This is a genomic window from Phascolarctobacterium succinatutens (assembly GCF_958453765.1).
In the GTDB taxonomy this organism is placed as follows: Bacteria; Bacillota; Negativicutes; order Acidaminococcales; family Acidaminococcaceae; genus Phascolarctobacterium_A; species Phascolarctobacterium_A succinatutens_B.
The window spans coordinates 1-15,448 of the sequence record NZ_CAUDZA010000003.1 but is presented as its reverse complement, the minus strand read 5'-3'; the positions used below and the strand labels follow the sequence as shown (position 1 = coordinate 15,448).

The following is a 15,448-nucleotide window of genomic DNA, read 5'->3' as shown; positions in this document are numbered from 1 at the left end:
CGAGGTGACCAGACATGAAAATTTCCTACGACAAAAAACTACACTTCCTCTGTGGCTTACTAATATCCCTGCTCGTCGGTCTGTATGACCCAGCCTACGGCTTATCCGCAGGCGTGACAGCAGGAGTAGTCAAAGAATATTATGACCTTTTTAATTATGGTCTGTTTGATACAAAAGATATGCTCTTTACATGGGTAGGTGCTGTGATTGGTACTTGCTTATGTATGATTGCTCAGATTTAAGTTAAAGGCAGGTGATGTCAATGCTTGTATAAACCTTATCCAAAATAAAAAATAAAGAGGTGCTATATGATAGAACAGATGATTTCCCACGTTCTGAATTTAATCTTGGGCGGTGTTGTAAGTTACATCTTTGCTCTGTACCGTCAAAAGAAGAAGGAAAATGATGCGTTAAAGGCAGGCCTGCAAGCCTTGCTGAGAGATAGAATTATCCAGGCTTATAATCACTATGTCCAGGATAAAGGCTGGATACCAATCTACGCTAAAGAAAGCATTGACGCCTGCTACCGGAGTTACGAGGCTCTGGGCGATAATGGCGTGATTGACAATTTGATGGAGCAGATTAACGAGCTGCAGAACTATCCGCCAAAGAATCGAGGTGATGAAAATGCGTAAATTGCTTAATATGCTAAAGAAAGACGATAATGCCTATAGCGTGGGTAGAATCTGCGCTGTTATAGGTTTTATTGTCTGGGTATTGGTTACTTTATGGCTTGCTTTTTTTGCCATAACCTGGAGCGGCTACGAGAGTTGTACACTTGGTATGGTTACGCTGCTGCTTGTACAGTTAGGCAATAAAGCGATTGAAACAAGAATGTTTAAAGTGAAAAGCGAGGAGCGGAACGATGAGTGATTGGAACAAAAGCCTTGCGAGAGAAATCGCAAAAGGCATTGAAGGCGGTTATGACAGCGTAGCAAAGTCTACGGCTTATAATTATCCGTCAATCGGCGTGTCACAATGGGAAGGCAACAGAGCTGATGAGCTTTTGAGAGCTATTCCCGGCGGCAAAGAATTTGTCGGCAGAACCTATATCGATATTAAGGCAAGTGGCGAATTGCCGATGCTGAAAGAGCTTTTGAGAAGCGACGCAGGACAGCAGGCGCAGTTAGAACAGTTGTCACGTGACTGCCTGCAATATGTCGAGGTGCTTCAACAGGTGCCGACGTTGGATGATACACGCTGCCTTATTTATGCTGGCATGTGGTGTCCGACTAGCACTTATGTTGTAAAGCGTTTCCTGGAGAATCGTTTTGAGCGCGTCAACCTGCGTAGTCTGGAGGCACTTTACAAGCTGTTTAAGAATTACTATTGGATTGCTGCCGATGTTGGTGAGATGTACCGTATTGGTTATGCCAACAGAGCGCAAACTACTTATGAGTATGTTGCTGGCATTGACTTAACTACTTCCTATGGCATTCCTGCCTATGGTGAAGCTGGCAATGGAAGATAAGGAGGAAATCAAAATGAAAAAGTTATTTGTCTCTTGCCCTATGAATGGGAAAACCTTTGAAGAGATTGTAGAAGTAAGAAAAGAAGCAATCAAGTTAATGAAAGAGAAATTCCCAAATGAAGAATTTGAGGTGCTGAAAACTTTCTTTGATTTTGAAGAAGGTACGCATCCTTTAAAGTATATGGCCGAATCTATCAGAATGTTGGCCGACGCTGATATTGCGTTTTTTGCTAACGGCTGGGACAAAGCTCGTGGCTGCAAAATCGAACATGAATGTGCAGCTGCTTATAATATTGAAATTGTGGACGAATACGCAGAATCAAAAGAGGAAAAAAGAATGAAAAAGTATATTGGTTGCAAATGTGTAGAAGCTGAACCCTGCAAAGCATGGAAAGAAATGGGCACTCATAAAGTTGGTGAAGATGGCTATAAGGTTGCTTATCCCGACGGCTATGTCACATGGTCTCCGAAAAATGTTTTTGAAGCGGCATATGTTGAAACTCCTGAGAGTGTTACACAAGATGTTTTGCGTGATTGTACAAAGCAAATTGTTTTAGGAGTGGTAGTTACCGGGACCTCAGAAAACTTGAAATAATAGGAGGTGATACAATGGAAGAACTGAAAGCATTTGTTATTGACAAGAAATTTGTTGTTGGTTTGGTTGCAGGTTTTATACTTGGTGCGCTGCATCATTACTTTGCTCTCTAATCTGAATATTTAACTACAAGAAGGCGTAAATTCGCGCAAAAATACTTCGCCTATGAGCGTTTTAAAATTAGTGCCGCTTATGATTTATCCTACGGCGAGCTAAAGCCGCTTGTAGGCGAAGTTTGTGCGTCTGACACGATTTATAATGTTTTGCAAATACAGGTATTTATATGAGGTAATAATGAAAGATGAAACAAGACGTAAGATTGATAAAGCTGTTAAGATTAGTCTTATTGTTGCTGGTCTTTTGCTTATCTGTAATGACGTGTACTGGCGTTGGCACGGCGGAAGCGGCACCCAAGCAAATAACGCTGTCAATCGAACAGTGGAATCAATTCAAAAATCAAACAAATCTGCTGGAAGCGAAATTGAATCTAGCAGACGAGAAATTGAAACAGCAGAAAAACACGTCAACAGAACTGCTGACGCAATTAAGCGAAGCGAAGAAACAGCTCGCTCTAACGCAAGAAGCACTGACGAACTCCAAGCGCTCATTAGTGAATGCAAAGGAATCGTTGAAGCGCAGCGAGAACTTATACGAGAAGTTGAAGCTGCAAATGGAATCGGAACGCCAGAAGGCAAAGAGGGTTAAGCACCAGCGGAACTTATATGCTGGTTGCGTAATCTTCGCAGTTGTTTATGCAGCTGTGAAATAAAAATACGGATGGTGAAATGATGGAAGAAAAGGAACTGGTCCCCGCCGGTCTAGTAACGATGTTGCTGACCGGCTATCTTAGAACAATTTATATTATGGCAGCAGGCTGGGTATTGACCACAGTTGCGTTGCTTGGGTACATATTTCTGAGTAGGTGATAACAGCATGAATGAGATGCTACGAAAGACGCGCGAATGGCTGAACTGTTCAACGCGACGTTCTTTCAGTGCGGTTCTCCACGAAGCAAAAATTACGCCGCGTCAGATGCAAGTTTGTGAGCTGAAATTTGTAAAAGGTTTGACCAATTACCAGATAGCAGCAGAGCTGAATGTATCTGACAAGACAATAGAAAAGGAATTAAACCGTGCTTATAAAAGCATTACAAATGTTTTAAAATCCCTCTAATCAGCCGCCCTGTTTCAGGGCGGCTTTTTACTTGCCGAAAATAGGGAAAGCATAGGGAATATCAAGGGAACATTTTTCCTCCGCTGCCTTATAATAAAATCATAAGGAGTGAGCGGCTATGAATATCATGGAACAAAAAACTACAAGCATCAACGTGCAGCAACCACAGCAATTCTTGGCACAGCTCGAAGGGCAGAACATCTACCAGCTTAACGGCTTTGGCTTTGGCAATAGTAACCGCGTGCAGGTTGGCGTGAGTCTGCAAGCCTATAACGAACTGAAAGCAATGTGTCAGCAGTATTATGACAAGCTTGTGGAAGTTGGCGTTATCCAAAAAGAAAAAACGCCCGCGGAATTGCAGGCTGAACAAGCACAGATGATGGCTAATATGTTGGCTGTCGTGAAGGAATTAAAGTCTGAAGTGGAGGCACTAAAAAATGAACGTAGGAACAATAGCGAAGTGGTTGAATCTGCCGCCGGATAAGCAGACAGCACTTGAAAAGGCGTGGGAGGTAGCTAGTGTAGCGGCGCAAGGAGTTAGCAGCAGAGAGGACGCTATGCGCGTTCTGGCAGAGAAGAATATCGGCGCTGATATTCTTGATAAGGCCGCAGGCTATTTGAATAACCCAATCGCCAGCGTAGCGGCTCAGGCTATGGGTATCAACCTTGATAAGATGAGGAAAGACATTAACAGCCTGCGTGGTGCGACGGGCGCTGCATTTAATGCGTTGCCGCCACGACAACAGCAGCAGGCTAGTAGCTTAGATGCGCAAATGGATGCGCTCCGTAAAGGATTGCAACAGCTCAAATGAGCTGAGGTAATAAAACGTTCAAGGAAAGGAGATAAGTACCATGAACGAAAATATGACTATTTCTAATTTCAGCGGCTGGGGTATCGTTATTTTCTTCGTTATCATCATTGCTGCTTTTGCCTGGTTCGTGCGTGACGGCCGCGACCGCTATCCGGGTTATGGCTGCGCCGCAGTTACGAATTGCCAGGTGGAACGTCAAGGCTTGGTTAGCGCGGCGGAGACGAACTACCGCATTATTGACGAATCGCGCAATACTCGCGACGCACTGAGCGCACAGATGAGGGCACAGTGGGATGCACAACAGGGCGAGAAAATCTTTGATTTGAAAATTAACGCACTGGCTATGCAGAACGAATCTAATCTGAAGCTCATGCAGAAGGATGCTACCATTGAGCGCATGACTCTTGCAGCTAACCTGGATGCTAAACTGAACGCTCTTGCAGCAGCTATCGGCAATATTAATTGCCAGATGCTGAAGAAGCCGGAAGTTACCGGTGTTGGTGTATGTTGCCCGCCGCAGGCTGTTTTGAACGGCCTTGGCGTGCAAAGTCTTGCTCAGTTGCAGGGCTGCCAGACTGCTATGTAATTCCGTCCTAACGGCGGCACAGGGGACGGAGTAATCTGTCCCCTTTTTCTTATACGTGCGGAGGTATAGCGATATGAAACGAGACGAATCTAATCTTGTTAGTTTGCTTATTGGTATAGGCATAGGCTGGCTAGGCTTTACCGCAGATGGCCAGCAAGTAGTACGAAACGTACTACACACGGCAAAAACGAAGTATCAAGTCGTTGGAACTAAGGAAAAGAAAGAAGGGAACGAAGATGTTAAAGAATCCGAATAACTGTCATTATAAATCTAGCCTTGATGTGGCTGCTACTAATCAAGCAGTTTTAGCTGATGGCCTTATCAATTTTGATATTATCAATACCAATACTGGTGTGAGTATCGACTATTCTACAGGCAAGGTTGTAACCTTAAAGCAACCTGGACTGTATCACGTTGACCTGCAAGCCACGGTTGAGCCGACGGCGGCAGGACTGGTTACAATGAATCTGCTGAAAGGCGGCGTTGTTATCCCCGGCAAGAATCCTGCTGCGGCAGCAACTGCGGTCGGCAGCGCCGTAAGCTTGACGACTGCGGCCGATATTTATATTCCGTGCTGCGGCGTTCCCGCTACAATCAGTGCGCAGATTGATGTAGCAGGTACTGTGGTTAGCGCAACTATGGTAGTTACAAAGATGGCGTGAGGTGAACTATCATGCACAAGAGGTTTAAAGATTACTTGGAAGAGGCGCAGGGCAGCGACGTTAAAGAGCAGGAGCTGACGGATATTGTCTGCGACGCACTGGACGAACTGCGGATGCACTGCCCACGGCTTTACTGGGACACCATGTATAAGATGCACTGCGCTGTATACGGTCCACACTTTGACGAGTGCTTGGCGAAAAAGGCTGTTGCAAAGATGAAGAATGTGGACGGCACGCACGGCGAGTACTGGACATATGAGCAGACTAGTCAACTTGCAGAGCAACAGGGAATCAAACATAAAGCTGATTGGTATTACGTTATGAATATGTTGCACTCCGACTACTCCGAAATTTACGGTAATGACATTAATATGTATATCCGTGTAGCAAAAGCTTACATGAACGATCCAGACGCGTCGGAAGGCAAAGTGCTTGACATGTGGTTAGCGCAGATAGTATAATAACAAAAAAAGACTGACACGATAATGTGGCAGCCTTTTGTAAAATAAGCGCTATATGAACGATTAGTATTTATGCAGCTTTAGTATCTATTGATATACTAAAATTATATGCGCTCGGCTGTGTCCGAGTCCGCGGCACCAACATAAATTATGTTGGAACAATATATAGAATGAAAATGCTGATTGAACTTGCAGAAGTCAATCAGTTTTTTTGTGTTTAAATTTAAATGCTCATTGTATAATGATATTCTGTTTAAAGTTTTTCGTGCCAACAAAAAAAGCAGCTATTACACATGCATGAAGCTTGCTGATAGCTGCCTTTTGTTATGCCCACTTGACAAACCGCTTTGACAAATATATCATATAGACCTTCGCCTTACGTAATCTACGGTTTCCGATTTATTCAGCCACGCAGAAGACAGGTCTGAGCCTTCGGGAGCGACCCTGAGCTTCCTGCCCCTTTTGCCTGCCGCGGGAATGGTTACCCACAAATTTCACCCATCTTTCAGAAAAATGTTTTCTATCTCTGGTTTTCAAGACCAGAATAACTTTTGGCATTGAGCTACTTTTACCTCAGAATTCTGTTATACACGGATTTCTCCGCTTCACTACCAACAGCTTGCTTCGGAGTTTCCGCTAAGTTCGCTGCAGCATCCCTGCTGCAGGTTTCACGGATTTTTCTAGCCTTTCGAGCTAGCGTCTATTGTCGCTGCCAGAATCCTTTGTGCTTTAATCGGCACCAAGATCCGCACATACCGTTCTGTGTTGCCTTTTGGGCTTCTCTGTCAGTCCTCACGGAGCAACAGAAACCTCACTGCCGCAGTATCCCGCAGGCAGCCTGGTCACAGCTTCCGGTATTCTCGGAGGGGTTGATAACCCTTTAGTGCACCGAGTTATACGATATATTTGTCAAAACAATTTTCAAGGAGCATGTCGGTGTTCAACCGATGAACAAAGTATAACATATAATAATGAAGTAATCGTGGAAAAAAAGGTGCGCGTTGATTTCTTGCTGCTTGGTATGAGGGGGATTGATTAAGTCCTTTAGTTCGAATATGCTTCCTGCAGTTTGTTGCTGTTGCTGATTTCACATGCAGTATTAACTCCGCCGCATAAAAGTAGGTGATATAACCACAAAGAAATCTTCGTTTTAGGTATCATAATTCCTACCATTGTAGTATAATTAAATTAACGAAATAAACTTTTATATAAGGATGGTGAAGTAATGGAGACTTTCATGGGAATTCTTATTCCATTTATCGGAACAACACTCGGTTCGGCGTGTGTGTTCTTTATGAAAAAATCGCTTAGCGATATGGTGCAGCGCTCGCTTGCGGGCTTTGCTGCCGGTGTAATGGTTGCAGCGTCTATCTGGAGCCTGCTGATTCCTGCTATCGAGCAATCCGAAAGCATGGGAAGGCTGTCCTTTCTCCCTGCGTTTATCGGCTTTTGGATTGGTATATTATTTTTACTCATGCTTGACCACTTGATTCCCCATCTGCATGTGGGAAGTGAACAGACGGAAGGCCCCAAAAGCAATTTGAGCCGCACTGCGATGATGGTTTTGGCAGTCACGCTGCACAATATACCTGAGGGAATGGCAGTTGGTGTTATGTATGCCGGCTTTCTGGCGGGGAATACGCCAATTACGGCAGCAGGGGCGCTTGCCTTGTCCATCGGTATTGCTATTCAAAACTTTCCGGAGGGTGCGATTATTTCTATGCCGCTTCGCGCAGAGGGAGAGACTAAGAACAGAGCGTTTTGGGGCGGTGTGCTTTCCGGTGTTGTGGAACCAGTCGGTGCAGTGCTGACGATACTTGCTGCTCAGCTTGTAATACCGGTCCTGCCGTATCTTTTGAGCTTTGCTGCCGGTGCGATGCTTTATGTTGTTGTAGAGGAGCTGATTCCTGAAATGTCGCAGGGAGAGCATTCCAATATCGGCACGATTTTCTTTGCCGTGGGATTTAGTGTTATGATGGTGCTGGATGTTGCGTTAGGGTAGAGAACAATTTCGGTATATCAGAATGGTGCTGCTTCACAGTAATCTCTCTTTAGTTAAACAGTTTATCTGGCATGCCTAACATCTTCTTTTGCAGATAGACAGATTCTGACGTACTCATGGTTTATAATATACTTGTACCTGAGGAAAAATCCTGCTGATAACCATAGAAAATTGAATTTACGGATACTAGCAAAAGCAGATTTTAAGGAAAAGGCGGTGCTTGATGATGATGCTTACTGTAGATGACTATTATGATTGGTATCTGAAGGGGAAAAGCTTGCCGGAAATTATGCGGGAGATAGAAAATCTAAGAAAAACAATGGCGAGTTTGAAAAGTAAGATGGAAAGCCCTAAGTATAACAAAGAGGAAAGTTGTTGGCCTAATGAAAAAATGCAGATATGCGCAACGCGTGCATATCTTAATCGAGCTAAAGAAGCGTATGCTGAGGCAGGTGGCGTATATGAGCCTACAAAAGCAGAGAAGAAAGCTGCTGATTTTGCTGCAAGGATTCCTTTGATTGACAAAATAGTTTTAAATATTGATAGCTTTAATTTAGGTCTTGAAATTAGAACAGTGAGGTTTAGGGGCGAGAGAACATATTTGAAAATAAACAATCCCTTCTACTCTTATCCATCCGGAAAGACTTGCAGGCATCAACTGCCGATTTCCAGAGAATTGTTTTTACAATCAATAAAAGGCCTAAACATAGGAGAGTGGCGGCCTAAGTATAATGTGAAACGCTTTGGCTATACTGTTATAGATGGTAGTGATTGGAGCTTAGAGATTTACTTTTCAGATGAGGATAAACCTTTTAAAGTTTATGGTGATAATAATTATCCTTATAATTTTGCTGACCTGTATGAATTATTATCTTTTGATAAGACAGGAGCTTCGCTGCCTGGAGAAACAAGAGGATTATATTTTAGAGTTGAATGGTTAGGTGCACGTTCATAAGTAGAAAAAGCTGATACTACGGCAGGTCGCGAGACTTGCCGGGTATCAGCTTTTTAATATGACAGCATCAAGTTATATAGAAAAAATATTCCTTATTGCTTGCACGGGTATTTTTATGGTGGTAGACTAGATTAAACAATACTCGGAGGTCTTAACATGAATATAACAGTATATCTTGCCTCGTCGACAGGCAATGATCCTAAATTTGAGGCTGCAGTTAAAGAGCTTGGCACCTGGATTGGTGCGAGCGGTAATACATTGGTTTATGGCGGTTCCAAGACAGGCTTGATGGGAGAGCTGGCACAAAGCGTTCTGCAGGCAGGCGGTAAGGTTATTGGCGTGGAGCCGCAATTTTTTATAGATGAAGACTATCAATATGAGGGACTGACGCAGCTGATAGTTACCAAAGATATGGCAGAGCGCAAGACGAAGATGATTGAGCTTGGCGATGCCTTTATTGCTTTTCCCGGAGGCGTGGGAACGCTGGAGGAGGTCAGTGAGATTATGTCCAAGCTGTCACTGGGACAGCTGCAGGCACCGTGTATCTATTATAATCTTGATGGTTATTATGATGATGTGAAGCATTTTTTGCAGCAGATGATTCTTAAAGGTTTTTCTTCAGAGGAAAAGCAGCAGGGCGTATATTTTGCGGAAAGCTTGGAAAAAATTAAGGTATTATTGAAATAAAAGAGTTGATGAGAATATAAAAAGGCTGACGCTGTGCATTTACGCAAGGCGTCAGCCTTTTTGCTGCCTTAAATATTCTGCGTTTAAGCAATATTATTCATATCCGGAAACACTTTTGCAGTGCATTATACTCGCCTAATGCCAGCATTGTTATATCGTCGGATAATATGGTATCGGGCGTAATTGAGACGTCAGTTTTTCCCAAGTGCTTTATGCCAAGAATATTAATGCCAAACTTTTTGCGGACATCCAACATACCGATGCTTTTACCAACCCATGCTTTGGGCACCTCTACTTCAAAAATAGCGTGCTGCTTGTCAATCTCTATATAATCGAAAATGTGGTCTGCAGTGTAGCGTTTGGCTGCCCATACAGCCATCTGCTTTTCAGGATAGACTACATTGTCTGCACCGTTACGAAGCAGAAACTTTGCCTGGACATCGCGTTCAGCACGAGATACTACACATTTTGCTCCCAGTTCTTTTAAAAGAGAAGTAGTTTCCAGCGAGTTTTGAAAATTACCGCTGATAGTTACGAAGCAAACGTCAAAATTTCCGATGCCGAGAGCACGTAAAAACTCTGCATTGGTGCTGTCACCGATTTGTGCTTTGGTGACAAACGGCAGTACATCGTTAATTCTTTCCTCATCAGTATCAACTGCCATGACCTGATGCCCTAATTGTGAAAGCTGTATAGCGATATGCCGCCCGAAATGACCTGCTCCGATCAGTAAAATATTTTTCATAGGATATCTACTCCTTTTGTTTAGCCAATAGTGATTTTTTCCATCGGCAGTTTTGAGTTAACTGCTTTTTTGCCGGATAATGCTGCGTACATGAGCGTAAGGCTGCCTACTCTGCCAAGATACATAAGTAAAATCAGTATCAGTTGTGAGGGTACATGCAGCTGCGGTGTAATTCCCAACGTCAGTCCGACTGTTCCCAATGCCGATGCTGTTTCATATAAGCAGGATGACAGTGGCAGGTCCTCATAGGCACTGATAAAAATTCCTCCCCAAAAAAATAGTGCAATATACATGGTGAGGATAGTAGAGGCAAGCTTGATTACATTGTAATCGACTCTGCGATCAAAAAAATGGGCACTGTCCTGTTGGCGATAGGTCGCAACAATGTTGGCAAGCAGGACGGCAAAGGTTGTCGTTTTCATACCACCGGCTGTTGAGCCCGGTGAACCGCCAATCAGCATCAAAAGTATCATAATGCCTTGCGACGAGCTGGACATAGCAGATAAATTTACCGTATTGAAGCCCGCTGTTCTTGTTGTAACCGACTGGAACAGGGAAGCCTGAAGCCGTGCTTCTATGGGGAGAGCAGCAAAATCAGCAAAGAAGAAAAAAATTGCCGGAAAGACAATCAGGATAACCGTCGAGATAAGGATTACTTTACTTTGCATTCTGTAGCGTCGGAACTGCAGCTTGTTTTCACAAATGTCCTCCCAGGTCAAAAAACCGATACCGCCAATTATGATAAGCAGCATAATCGTTATATTTATCATAGGATTCTGCGTGTAACCGGTAAGAGATGGATACAGATTGTTTGCGGTTCCCAAAATATCAAAGCCTGCATTGCAGAAGGCCGAAATAGAGTGAAAGGTTGCCAGCCAAATACCGTGCCAGCCATAGTCGTGGCAGAACACTGGCAGCATGGCAAGTGCACCAATCAGTTCAATCAAAAATGTTCCCCACAGGATAAACTTCGTAAGCCGGACGATACCGCCTACATTTGGCGCTGATATTGCGTCCTGAAGGGTGGTGCGCTGCATCAAAGATATTCTTCGCCTGGACAGAAGTGCAAATGATGCCGCTACAGTGACAACACCAAGACCGCCAATCTGTATCAGCGTCAGAATGATTGTCTGACCAAAGGCCGACCAGTAGCTGCCGGTATCATGTATTACAAGACCGGTTACACAAACTGCGGAGGTTGCGGTAAAAAGCGCTTCGTTAAATGGAGTTGTGCAGCCTTCCTGCGTAGCAATCGGCAGCATCAGCAGTAATGCACCCAGCAGGATTACTCCCGCAAAACCTAATATGATAATTTGAAAAGATGAAAGCTGAAATCTTCTGCTAATCATTTCTTCTGACATAGCTACACCTTCTTGTTAATCTGTTTATACATTCATTGTGCTTGTTGCGGACACAATGTAAAAGCCGTATATTGAACACTGCTTTGCTTGTTCCTATCATAGCATTTTTTCGGTGTAGATTTGGTAAAGAAACGATCGTAGAGCATCAGTATCTTGTGATAAATCTTGAAGCGCTTTTGTTCGTGAAGTATAATGAAGTTGTAAAAATAATTAGGAGAAGCATTATGAAGCATCAACAACGAAAAGAAGATATTTTGTTTTCAGTCTGCGTTTTTTTCGGCGCTTTTGCCATTAATCTTCTGATTCGGAAGCTCTTTACAACGCAAACGCTAGTTCCTATGATTTTTGTATTCGGCGTTTTTCTGATATCGCTGAAAACGCACGGGTATTGCTATGGTATTATTTCTGCTTTCTTAAGCGTATTTGCCGTAAATTTTGCCTTTACTTATCCTTATTATACTTTGGATTTTTTCGTAGAAGAAAGTATATTATCCGCTATAATTATGCTGCTTGTTGCCGTTTCCACCAGTACGTTGAACAGTAGGATACGTGATCAGGAGAATTTGCGGGCAGAAAGCGAAAAGGAGAGGATGCGGGGAAATCTGTTGCGGGCAATCTCTCATGATTTGCGTACGCCTCTTACATCAATATACGGCTCAGCTTCTACGCTGATTTCCAAGAAGGATGCACTTTCGGAAGGACAGCAGCTAAAGCTGTTGGGAGAAATTCAAGAGGATAGTGAATGGCTTATCCGTATGGTTGAAAACCTGTTGGCTGTTACAAGAATCGACGGAGCAAAGGTCAAGATTGTGAAAACGCCAATCGTTTTAGATGAGCTGATTGACTCAGTTCTGATGAAATTCGCCAAAAAACACCCGAATCAGAAGGTGATTACGCAGATACCGGCCGACTTTGTGGATATTCCTATGGATTCTATCCTTATCGAGCAGGTGTTGCTGAACTTTTTGGAAAATGCTGTGTTTCATGCGAAAGGTATGACAGAGCTGAAGCTGTCGGTTTCCCTTGCAGGAGATAAGGCCGTATTTGAAGTTGCCGACAACGGATGCGGTATTCCGGAGGAGATTTTGGATAAAATTTTTACCGGATGCTATAAAAAGTCTGCAGCACCGATAGACGGAACGCGCAGTAATATGGGCATCGGTATTTCGGTTTGTGCTGCTATTATTAAGGCGCATGGCAGCGAGATTTTTGTGGAAAATCGGAAGGGCGGCGGTGCTGTATTCCGCTTTTCTTTGGCAAGAGGGTGCGATGATGAGCAATAATAAATTCAAAATTCTAATTGTAGAAGATGAAGCAAATATTCTAAGTTTCATCAAAGCCAACTTGGAAATAAGTGATTATCAGGTAATCTGTGCAGAAACATGTGCGCTCGGCATGATGATGTACGCTTCTTATCATCCGGATCTCATTGTTCTGGATCTCGGGTTGCCGGACCGTGATGGCTTGAGCTTGATTCGGGATATCAGAGAAACAGATACTGTTCCCATTATTGTTCTTTCTGCCCGTTCAAGCGAAATGGACAAGGTGGAGGCTCTGGACCTTGGTGCGAATGATTATATTACCAAGCCGTTTGGAACTGAGGAACTGATGGCTCGTATCCGTGCAGTGCTTCGCAGTCATCGTTACAGTGAGAAAAACGATGGTAATCACATCGGAAAATTTCAATTTCAAGATTTGATGATTGATTACGATAAAAGGCAGGTTTTGGTCGATGGAAAGGACATCGAACTGACACAGACGGAATATAATATTTTGACTTTCCTCTCCATCCATGCGGGAAAGGTGCTGACTTATGCTGCCATAATCCAAGCAGTATGGGGTTATTCTGATTATGGGAGCGTCAAAAAGCTACAGGTAAATATGAAAAATATCAGGAAAAAAATGGGTGTGACCCCGGGAGAAAAGCGCTATATCGTTAATGAGCTTGGTGTAGGCTATCGTATGCTGGCAGAAGATGAAGAATAAGATTTGCCGGAAAGTGTACAGATGGCTAATATCATGATAAACTAAAATCCGTCCTTATGCTTTCACAGTACAGGGGCGGGCTTTCTTTTAATATAGGTGTTATGATTTATACGAGCATGGTATAATTAAAACAATAAAAAAGAAGGAGAATGCTAATGAAACTGGTAGTCCTTGCAGATAACAACACCTACATTGATCAATATTATCTTGCCGAGCCCGCTTTAAGTATATATATAGAAAACGGTGAGAAAAAATATCTTTTTGATACAGGTTATAGCGATGTGTATTTGAAAAATGCCGCAAAGCTGGGGATAGACCTTGAAAATCTTGATGCTGTAATCATTTCGCATGGGCATAATGATCATACCGGCGGTTTGGCTTTTTATCCCAAGTTGCATAAAAAGCCTTTGCTTGTAGCTCATCTCGGAATTATGGAGTCAAAAAGAGCAGAAGGCCTGAGTATTTCGCTTCCCGTTTCGGAGGCTTATCTTCAGGAAAGGTTTATTTTTAAGCTGACAAAAGAGCCTCTGTGGCTTGATGAGCAGTTTGTGTTTTTAGGTGAGATTCCCAGAGTGAATGACTTTGAAAATAAAAAGCCTGTGGGAGAGCATTGCCTGACTGACGGCTGGCATGATGATTATGTGCTGGATGATTCGGCGCTGGTCTACAAGAAGAAGGACGGGATTTACATAATAACCGGTTGCTCGCATGCAGGTATTTGCAATATTGCTGAATATGCCAAAAAGGTAACAGGCTGCAATGTGATTAAGAGCATTATCGGTGGCTTGCATCTTTTCAGCGGTAATTCGCAGCAGACCTTAGCGACAGCAGATTATCTGAAGCAAAATGTTGAGGGAAATATCTATCCCTGCCATTGTACAAATCTGGCGGCGAAGTTTGCTTTGCATAAGGAGCTGACTGTGAAGGAGGTCGGTGTTGGCCTGACCTTGGAGTGGTAAAGAAATGACAGAAAAAATAAACGCGCAAATTTTTTTCAATGATTTTTTGGAGTCCGTATTGTAAAATACTGTTAAAGATAATTGATGGCGAGGTGTGGTGGCAATGCGGGAAGTAATCATTGAAAAGCTAAAGCAGATAGAACAACAGGAAAATATTACGATTCTTCACGCGGTTGAATCCGGCAGCCGTGCGTGGGGCTTTGAATCACCGGACAGCGATTTTGATGTGCGTTTTATCTATGTGCGCCCAAAAAATTATTATTTAAAATTAGAACAGACGCGGGATGTGCTTGAATTTCCTATCAACGATTTGTTGGATGTAACCGGCTGGGATTTGCAGAAGGCATTACGGCTTTTGCATCGCTCCAATCCGTCGGTATTCGAATGGTTCAAGTCGCCGGTTGTTTATAGGGAAACTGCTTTCAGCCATGAATTTATTCCTCTTATGGAAAACTATTTTTCAACGAAGAGCGGTCTTTACCATTACCTGAATATGGCAGACGGAAACTATCGGGAGTACCTGCGGGGAGAAATGGTGCGAGCTAAAAAATATTTTTATGTTTTGCGGCCTCTGCTTGCCTGCAGATGGATTTTTAGGACTAACACTCCGCCACCGATGCGTTTTGCGGAACTGATGGCCTCCGATTTGCCTGCGTATCTTAATGAATCCGTGCAGGAGCTTTTGCGCATTAAGATGGAAGTGCCCGAGCTGCAATTTATTCCCAAAGCAGATGTAATAAATACTTTTATTGAAGAGGAAATTCCGCGACTTAAAGAGAAAATCAGGAGCTTGCCTGAGGAACGCAGACATGGGTATGATGAGCTTAATACACTGTTTTTGAAGTATTTGCGGTAGAATTGTTCATAAGTTTTATGATATAATTTGAATACGAAATTGAGCAACATATCGGAATTTATAAAGGAGAATATTGATGAAAATATTTTTATGTTCGCACTTTTCAAGTGTAGGAAGTCTGATAAAGGAAGAAATTG

The 15,448-nt window shown here is 43.2% G+C and carries 22 protein-coding genes; 20 read left to right on the top strand and 2 right to left on the bottom strand.

Annotated elements, in window-relative coordinates:
* The first annotated feature begins 14 nt into the window (after positions 1-14).
* The 16 genes from Q7Q81_RS02315 (at position 15) to Q7Q81_RS02240 (ending at position 9,404) form a co-directional block, all read left to right on the top strand.
* A complete protein-coding gene (locus Q7Q81_RS02315) occupies positions 15-242 on the top strand; it encodes a hypothetical protein (protein WP_304273423.1) in 228 nt (75 codons plus the stop codon).
* Positions 243-308: 66 nt separating this feature from the next.
* The gene (locus Q7Q81_RS02310) at positions 309-635 is read left to right on the top strand and encodes a hypothetical protein (protein ID WP_304273420.1); all 327 of its coding nucleotides are present in this window, start codon (positions 309-311) and stop codon (positions 633-635) included.
* The gene (locus tag Q7Q81_RS02305) at positions 628-873 is read left to right on the top strand and encodes a hypothetical protein (protein WP_304273418.1); all 246 of its coding nucleotides are present in this window, start codon (positions 628-630) and stop codon (positions 871-873) included. Before Q7Q81_RS02310 ends, Q7Q81_RS02305 begins: the two co-directional genes overlap by 8 nt.
* Complete coding sequence (locus Q7Q81_RS02300; RefSeq protein WP_304273416.1) at positions 866-1,471, top strand: hypothetical protein; 606 nt, start codon at positions 866-868, stop codon at positions 1,469-1,471. Before Q7Q81_RS02305 ends, Q7Q81_RS02300 begins: the two co-directional genes overlap by 8 nt.
* A gap of 13 nt (positions 1,472-1,484) precedes the next feature.
* Positions 1,485-2,066 carry a DUF4406 domain-containing protein gene (locus Q7Q81_RS02295; protein ID WP_304273413.1) on the top strand — a complete coding sequence of 194 codons (582 nt, stop codon included), beginning with the start codon at positions 1,485-1,487 and terminating at the stop codon, positions 2,064-2,066.
* A 294-nt stretch (positions 2,067-2,360) separates the two neighbouring features.
* Positions 2,361-2,771: a hypothetical protein gene (locus tag Q7Q81_RS02290; RefSeq protein WP_177358225.1), complete on the top strand. Its 411-nt coding sequence runs from the start codon at positions 2,361-2,363 to the stop codon at positions 2,769-2,771.
* 228 nt (positions 2,772-2,999) lie between these two features.
* On the top strand, positions 3,000-3,239 hold the full coding sequence (locus tag Q7Q81_RS02285; protein WP_177358224.1) for a sigma factor-like helix-turn-helix DNA-binding protein: 240 nt from the start codon (positions 3,000-3,002) through the stop codon (positions 3,237-3,239).
* Positions 3,240-3,357: 118 nt separating this feature from the next.
* On the top strand, positions 3,358-3,723 hold the full coding sequence (locus Q7Q81_RS02280) for a hypothetical protein (RefSeq protein ID WP_304273408.1): 366 nt from the start codon (positions 3,358-3,360) through the stop codon (positions 3,721-3,723).
* Positions 3,677-4,051, top strand: a complete 375-nt coding sequence (locus Q7Q81_RS02275) for a hypothetical protein (RefSeq protein ID WP_304273405.1) — start codon at positions 3,677-3,679, stop codon at positions 4,049-4,051. The genes Q7Q81_RS02280 and Q7Q81_RS02275 overlap by 47 nt, the downstream gene beginning before the upstream one ends.
* A gap of 40 nt (positions 4,052-4,091) precedes the next feature.
* Complete coding sequence (locus Q7Q81_RS02270) at positions 4,092-4,637, top strand: hypothetical protein (protein ID WP_304273404.1); 546 nt, start codon at positions 4,092-4,094, stop codon at positions 4,635-4,637.
* Positions 4,638-4,710: 73 nt separating this feature from the next.
* Positions 4,711-4,893: a hypothetical protein gene (locus Q7Q81_RS02265; RefSeq protein WP_304259664.1), complete on the top strand. Its 183-nt coding sequence runs from the start codon at positions 4,711-4,713 to the stop codon at positions 4,891-4,893.
* Positions 4,874-5,299, top strand: coding sequence for a hypothetical protein (locus Q7Q81_RS02260; RefSeq protein WP_304273402.1), 426 nt, complete (start codon positions 4,874-4,876; stop codon positions 5,297-5,299). Before Q7Q81_RS02265 ends, Q7Q81_RS02260 begins: the two co-directional genes overlap by 20 nt.
* Positions 5,300-5,310: 11 nt before the next feature.
* A complete protein-coding gene (locus tag Q7Q81_RS02255) occupies positions 5,311-5,760 on the top strand; it encodes a DUF7841 family protein (RefSeq protein ID WP_304273398.1) in 450 nt (149 codons plus the stop codon).
* A gap of 1,225 nt (positions 5,761-6,985) precedes the next feature.
* Positions 6,986-7,762, top strand: a complete 777-nt coding sequence (locus Q7Q81_RS02250; RefSeq protein WP_304273395.1) for a ZIP family metal transporter — start codon at positions 6,986-6,988, stop codon at positions 7,760-7,762.
* Positions 7,763-7,985: 223 nt separating this feature from the next.
* Complete coding sequence (locus Q7Q81_RS02245) at positions 7,986-8,717, top strand: hypothetical protein (protein ID WP_304273392.1); 732 nt, start codon at positions 7,986-7,988, stop codon at positions 8,715-8,717.
* A 156-nt stretch (positions 8,718-8,873) separates the two neighbouring features.
* Entirely contained in the window at positions 8,874-9,404 is a 531-nt protein-coding gene (locus tag Q7Q81_RS02240) for a TIGR00730 family Rossman fold protein (protein ID WP_304273389.1), read from the top strand.
* 97 nt (positions 9,405-9,501) lie between these two features.
* Here Q7Q81_RS02240 and Q7Q81_RS02235 read toward each other — a convergent pair whose 3' ends face one another.
* Both Q7Q81_RS02235 and Q7Q81_RS02230 read right to left on the bottom strand, forming a co-directional pair.
* Positions 9,502-10,149 (bottom strand): potassium channel family protein, encoded by a 648-nt coding sequence (locus tag Q7Q81_RS02235; RefSeq protein WP_304273386.1) that lies wholly within the window; start codon positions 10,147-10,149, stop codon positions 9,502-9,504.
* Between the two features lie 20 nt (positions 10,150-10,169).
* Positions 10,170-11,510: a TrkH family potassium uptake protein gene (locus tag Q7Q81_RS02230; protein ID WP_304273381.1), complete on the bottom strand. Its 1,341-nt coding sequence runs from the start codon at positions 11,508-11,510 to the stop codon at positions 10,170-10,172.
* Positions 11,511-11,734: 224 nt separating this feature from the next.
* Between Q7Q81_RS02230 and Q7Q81_RS02225 the strand changes: the two genes are divergently transcribed.
* From Q7Q81_RS02225 to Q7Q81_RS02210, 4 genes are all read left to right on the top strand, one after another.
* Positions 11,735-12,793 (top strand): sensor histidine kinase, encoded by a 1,059-nt coding sequence (locus tag Q7Q81_RS02225; protein ID WP_304273378.1) that lies wholly within the window; start codon positions 11,735-11,737, stop codon positions 12,791-12,793.
* The gene (locus Q7Q81_RS02220) at positions 12,783-13,496 is read left to right on the top strand and encodes a response regulator transcription factor (protein ID WP_368502102.1); all 714 of its coding nucleotides are present in this window, start codon (positions 12,783-12,785) and stop codon (positions 13,494-13,496) included. Before Q7Q81_RS02225 ends, Q7Q81_RS02220 begins: the two co-directional genes overlap by 11 nt.
* Positions 13,497-13,651: 155 nt before the next feature.
* Positions 13,652-14,455: an MBL fold metallo-hydrolase gene (locus Q7Q81_RS02215; RefSeq protein WP_304273372.1), complete on the top strand. Its 804-nt coding sequence runs from the start codon at positions 13,652-13,654 to the stop codon at positions 14,453-14,455.
* A 103-nt stretch (positions 14,456-14,558) separates the two neighbouring features.
* On the top strand, positions 14,559-15,311 hold the full coding sequence (locus tag Q7Q81_RS02210; protein ID WP_304273371.1) for a nucleotidyltransferase domain-containing protein: 753 nt from the start codon (positions 14,559-14,561) through the stop codon (positions 15,309-15,311).
* Positions 15,312-15,448 lie beyond the last annotated feature (137 nt).

Bases quoted from the DNA above. Each gene is read 5' to 3' on its own strand.
- Q7Q81_RS02315 (WP_304273423.1), top strand. From the start codon at position 15: ATGAAAATTTCCTACGACAAAAAACTACACTTCCTCTGTGGCTTACTA.
- Q7Q81_RS02310 (WP_304273420.1), top strand. From the start codon at position 309: ATGATAGAACAGATGATTTCCCACGTTCTGAATTTAATCTTGGGCGGT.
- Q7Q81_RS02305 (WP_304273418.1), top strand. From the start codon at position 628: ATGCGTAAATTGCTTAATATGCTAAAGAAAGACGATAATGCCTATAGC.
- Q7Q81_RS02300 (WP_304273416.1), top strand. From the start codon at position 866: ATGAGTGATTGGAACAAAAGCCTTGCGAGAGAAATCGCAAAAGGCATT.
- Q7Q81_RS02295 (WP_304273413.1), top strand. From the start codon at position 1,485: ATGAAAAAGTTATTTGTCTCTTGCCCTATGAATGGGAAAACCTTTGAA.
- Q7Q81_RS02290 (WP_177358225.1), top strand. From the start codon at position 2,361: ATGAAAGATGAAACAAGACGTAAGATTGATAAAGCTGTTAAGATTAGT.
- Q7Q81_RS02285 (WP_177358224.1), top strand. From the start codon at position 3,000: ATGAATGAGATGCTACGAAAGACGCGCGAATGGCTGAACTGTTCAACG.
- Q7Q81_RS02280 (WP_304273408.1), top strand. From the start codon at position 3,358: ATGAATATCATGGAACAAAAAACTACAAGCATCAACGTGCAGCAACCA.
- Q7Q81_RS02275 (WP_304273405.1), top strand. From the start codon at position 3,677: ATGAACGTAGGAACAATAGCGAAGTGGTTGAATCTGCCGCCGGATAAG.
- Q7Q81_RS02270 (WP_304273404.1), top strand. From the start codon at position 4,092: ATGAACGAAAATATGACTATTTCTAATTTCAGCGGCTGGGGTATCGTT.
- Q7Q81_RS02265 (WP_304259664.1), top strand. From the start codon at position 4,711: ATGAAACGAGACGAATCTAATCTTGTTAGTTTGCTTATTGGTATAGGC.
- Q7Q81_RS02260 (WP_304273402.1), top strand. From the start codon at position 4,874: ATGTTAAAGAATCCGAATAACTGTCATTATAAATCTAGCCTTGATGTG.
- Q7Q81_RS02255 (WP_304273398.1), top strand. From the start codon at position 5,311: ATGCACAAGAGGTTTAAAGATTACTTGGAAGAGGCGCAGGGCAGCGAC.
- Q7Q81_RS02250 (WP_304273395.1), top strand. From the start codon at position 6,986: ATGGAGACTTTCATGGGAATTCTTATTCCATTTATCGGAACAACACTC.
- Q7Q81_RS02245 (WP_304273392.1), top strand. From the start codon at position 7,986: ATGATGATGCTTACTGTAGATGACTATTATGATTGGTATCTGAAGGGG.
- Q7Q81_RS02240 (WP_304273389.1), top strand. From the start codon at position 8,874: ATGAATATAACAGTATATCTTGCCTCGTCGACAGGCAATGATCCTAAA.
- Q7Q81_RS02235 (WP_304273386.1), bottom strand. From the start codon at position 10,149: ATGAAAAATATTTTACTGATCGGAGCAGGTCATTTCGGGCGGCATATC.
- Q7Q81_RS02230 (WP_304273381.1), bottom strand. From the start codon at position 11,510: ATGTCAGAAGAAATGATTAGCAGAAGATTTCAGCTTTCATCTTTTCAA.
- Q7Q81_RS02225 (WP_304273378.1), top strand. From the start codon at position 11,735: ATGAAGCATCAACAACGAAAAGAAGATATTTTGTTTTCAGTCTGCGTT.
- Q7Q81_RS02220 (WP_368502102.1), top strand. From the start codon at position 12,783: ATGAGCAATAATAAATTCAAAATTCTAATTGTAGAAGATGAAGCAAAT.
- Q7Q81_RS02215 (WP_304273372.1), top strand. From the start codon at position 13,652: ATGAAACTGGTAGTCCTTGCAGATAACAACACCTACATTGATCAATAT.
- Q7Q81_RS02210 (WP_304273371.1), top strand. From the start codon at position 14,559: ATGCGGGAAGTAATCATTGAAAAGCTAAAGCAGATAGAACAACAGGAA.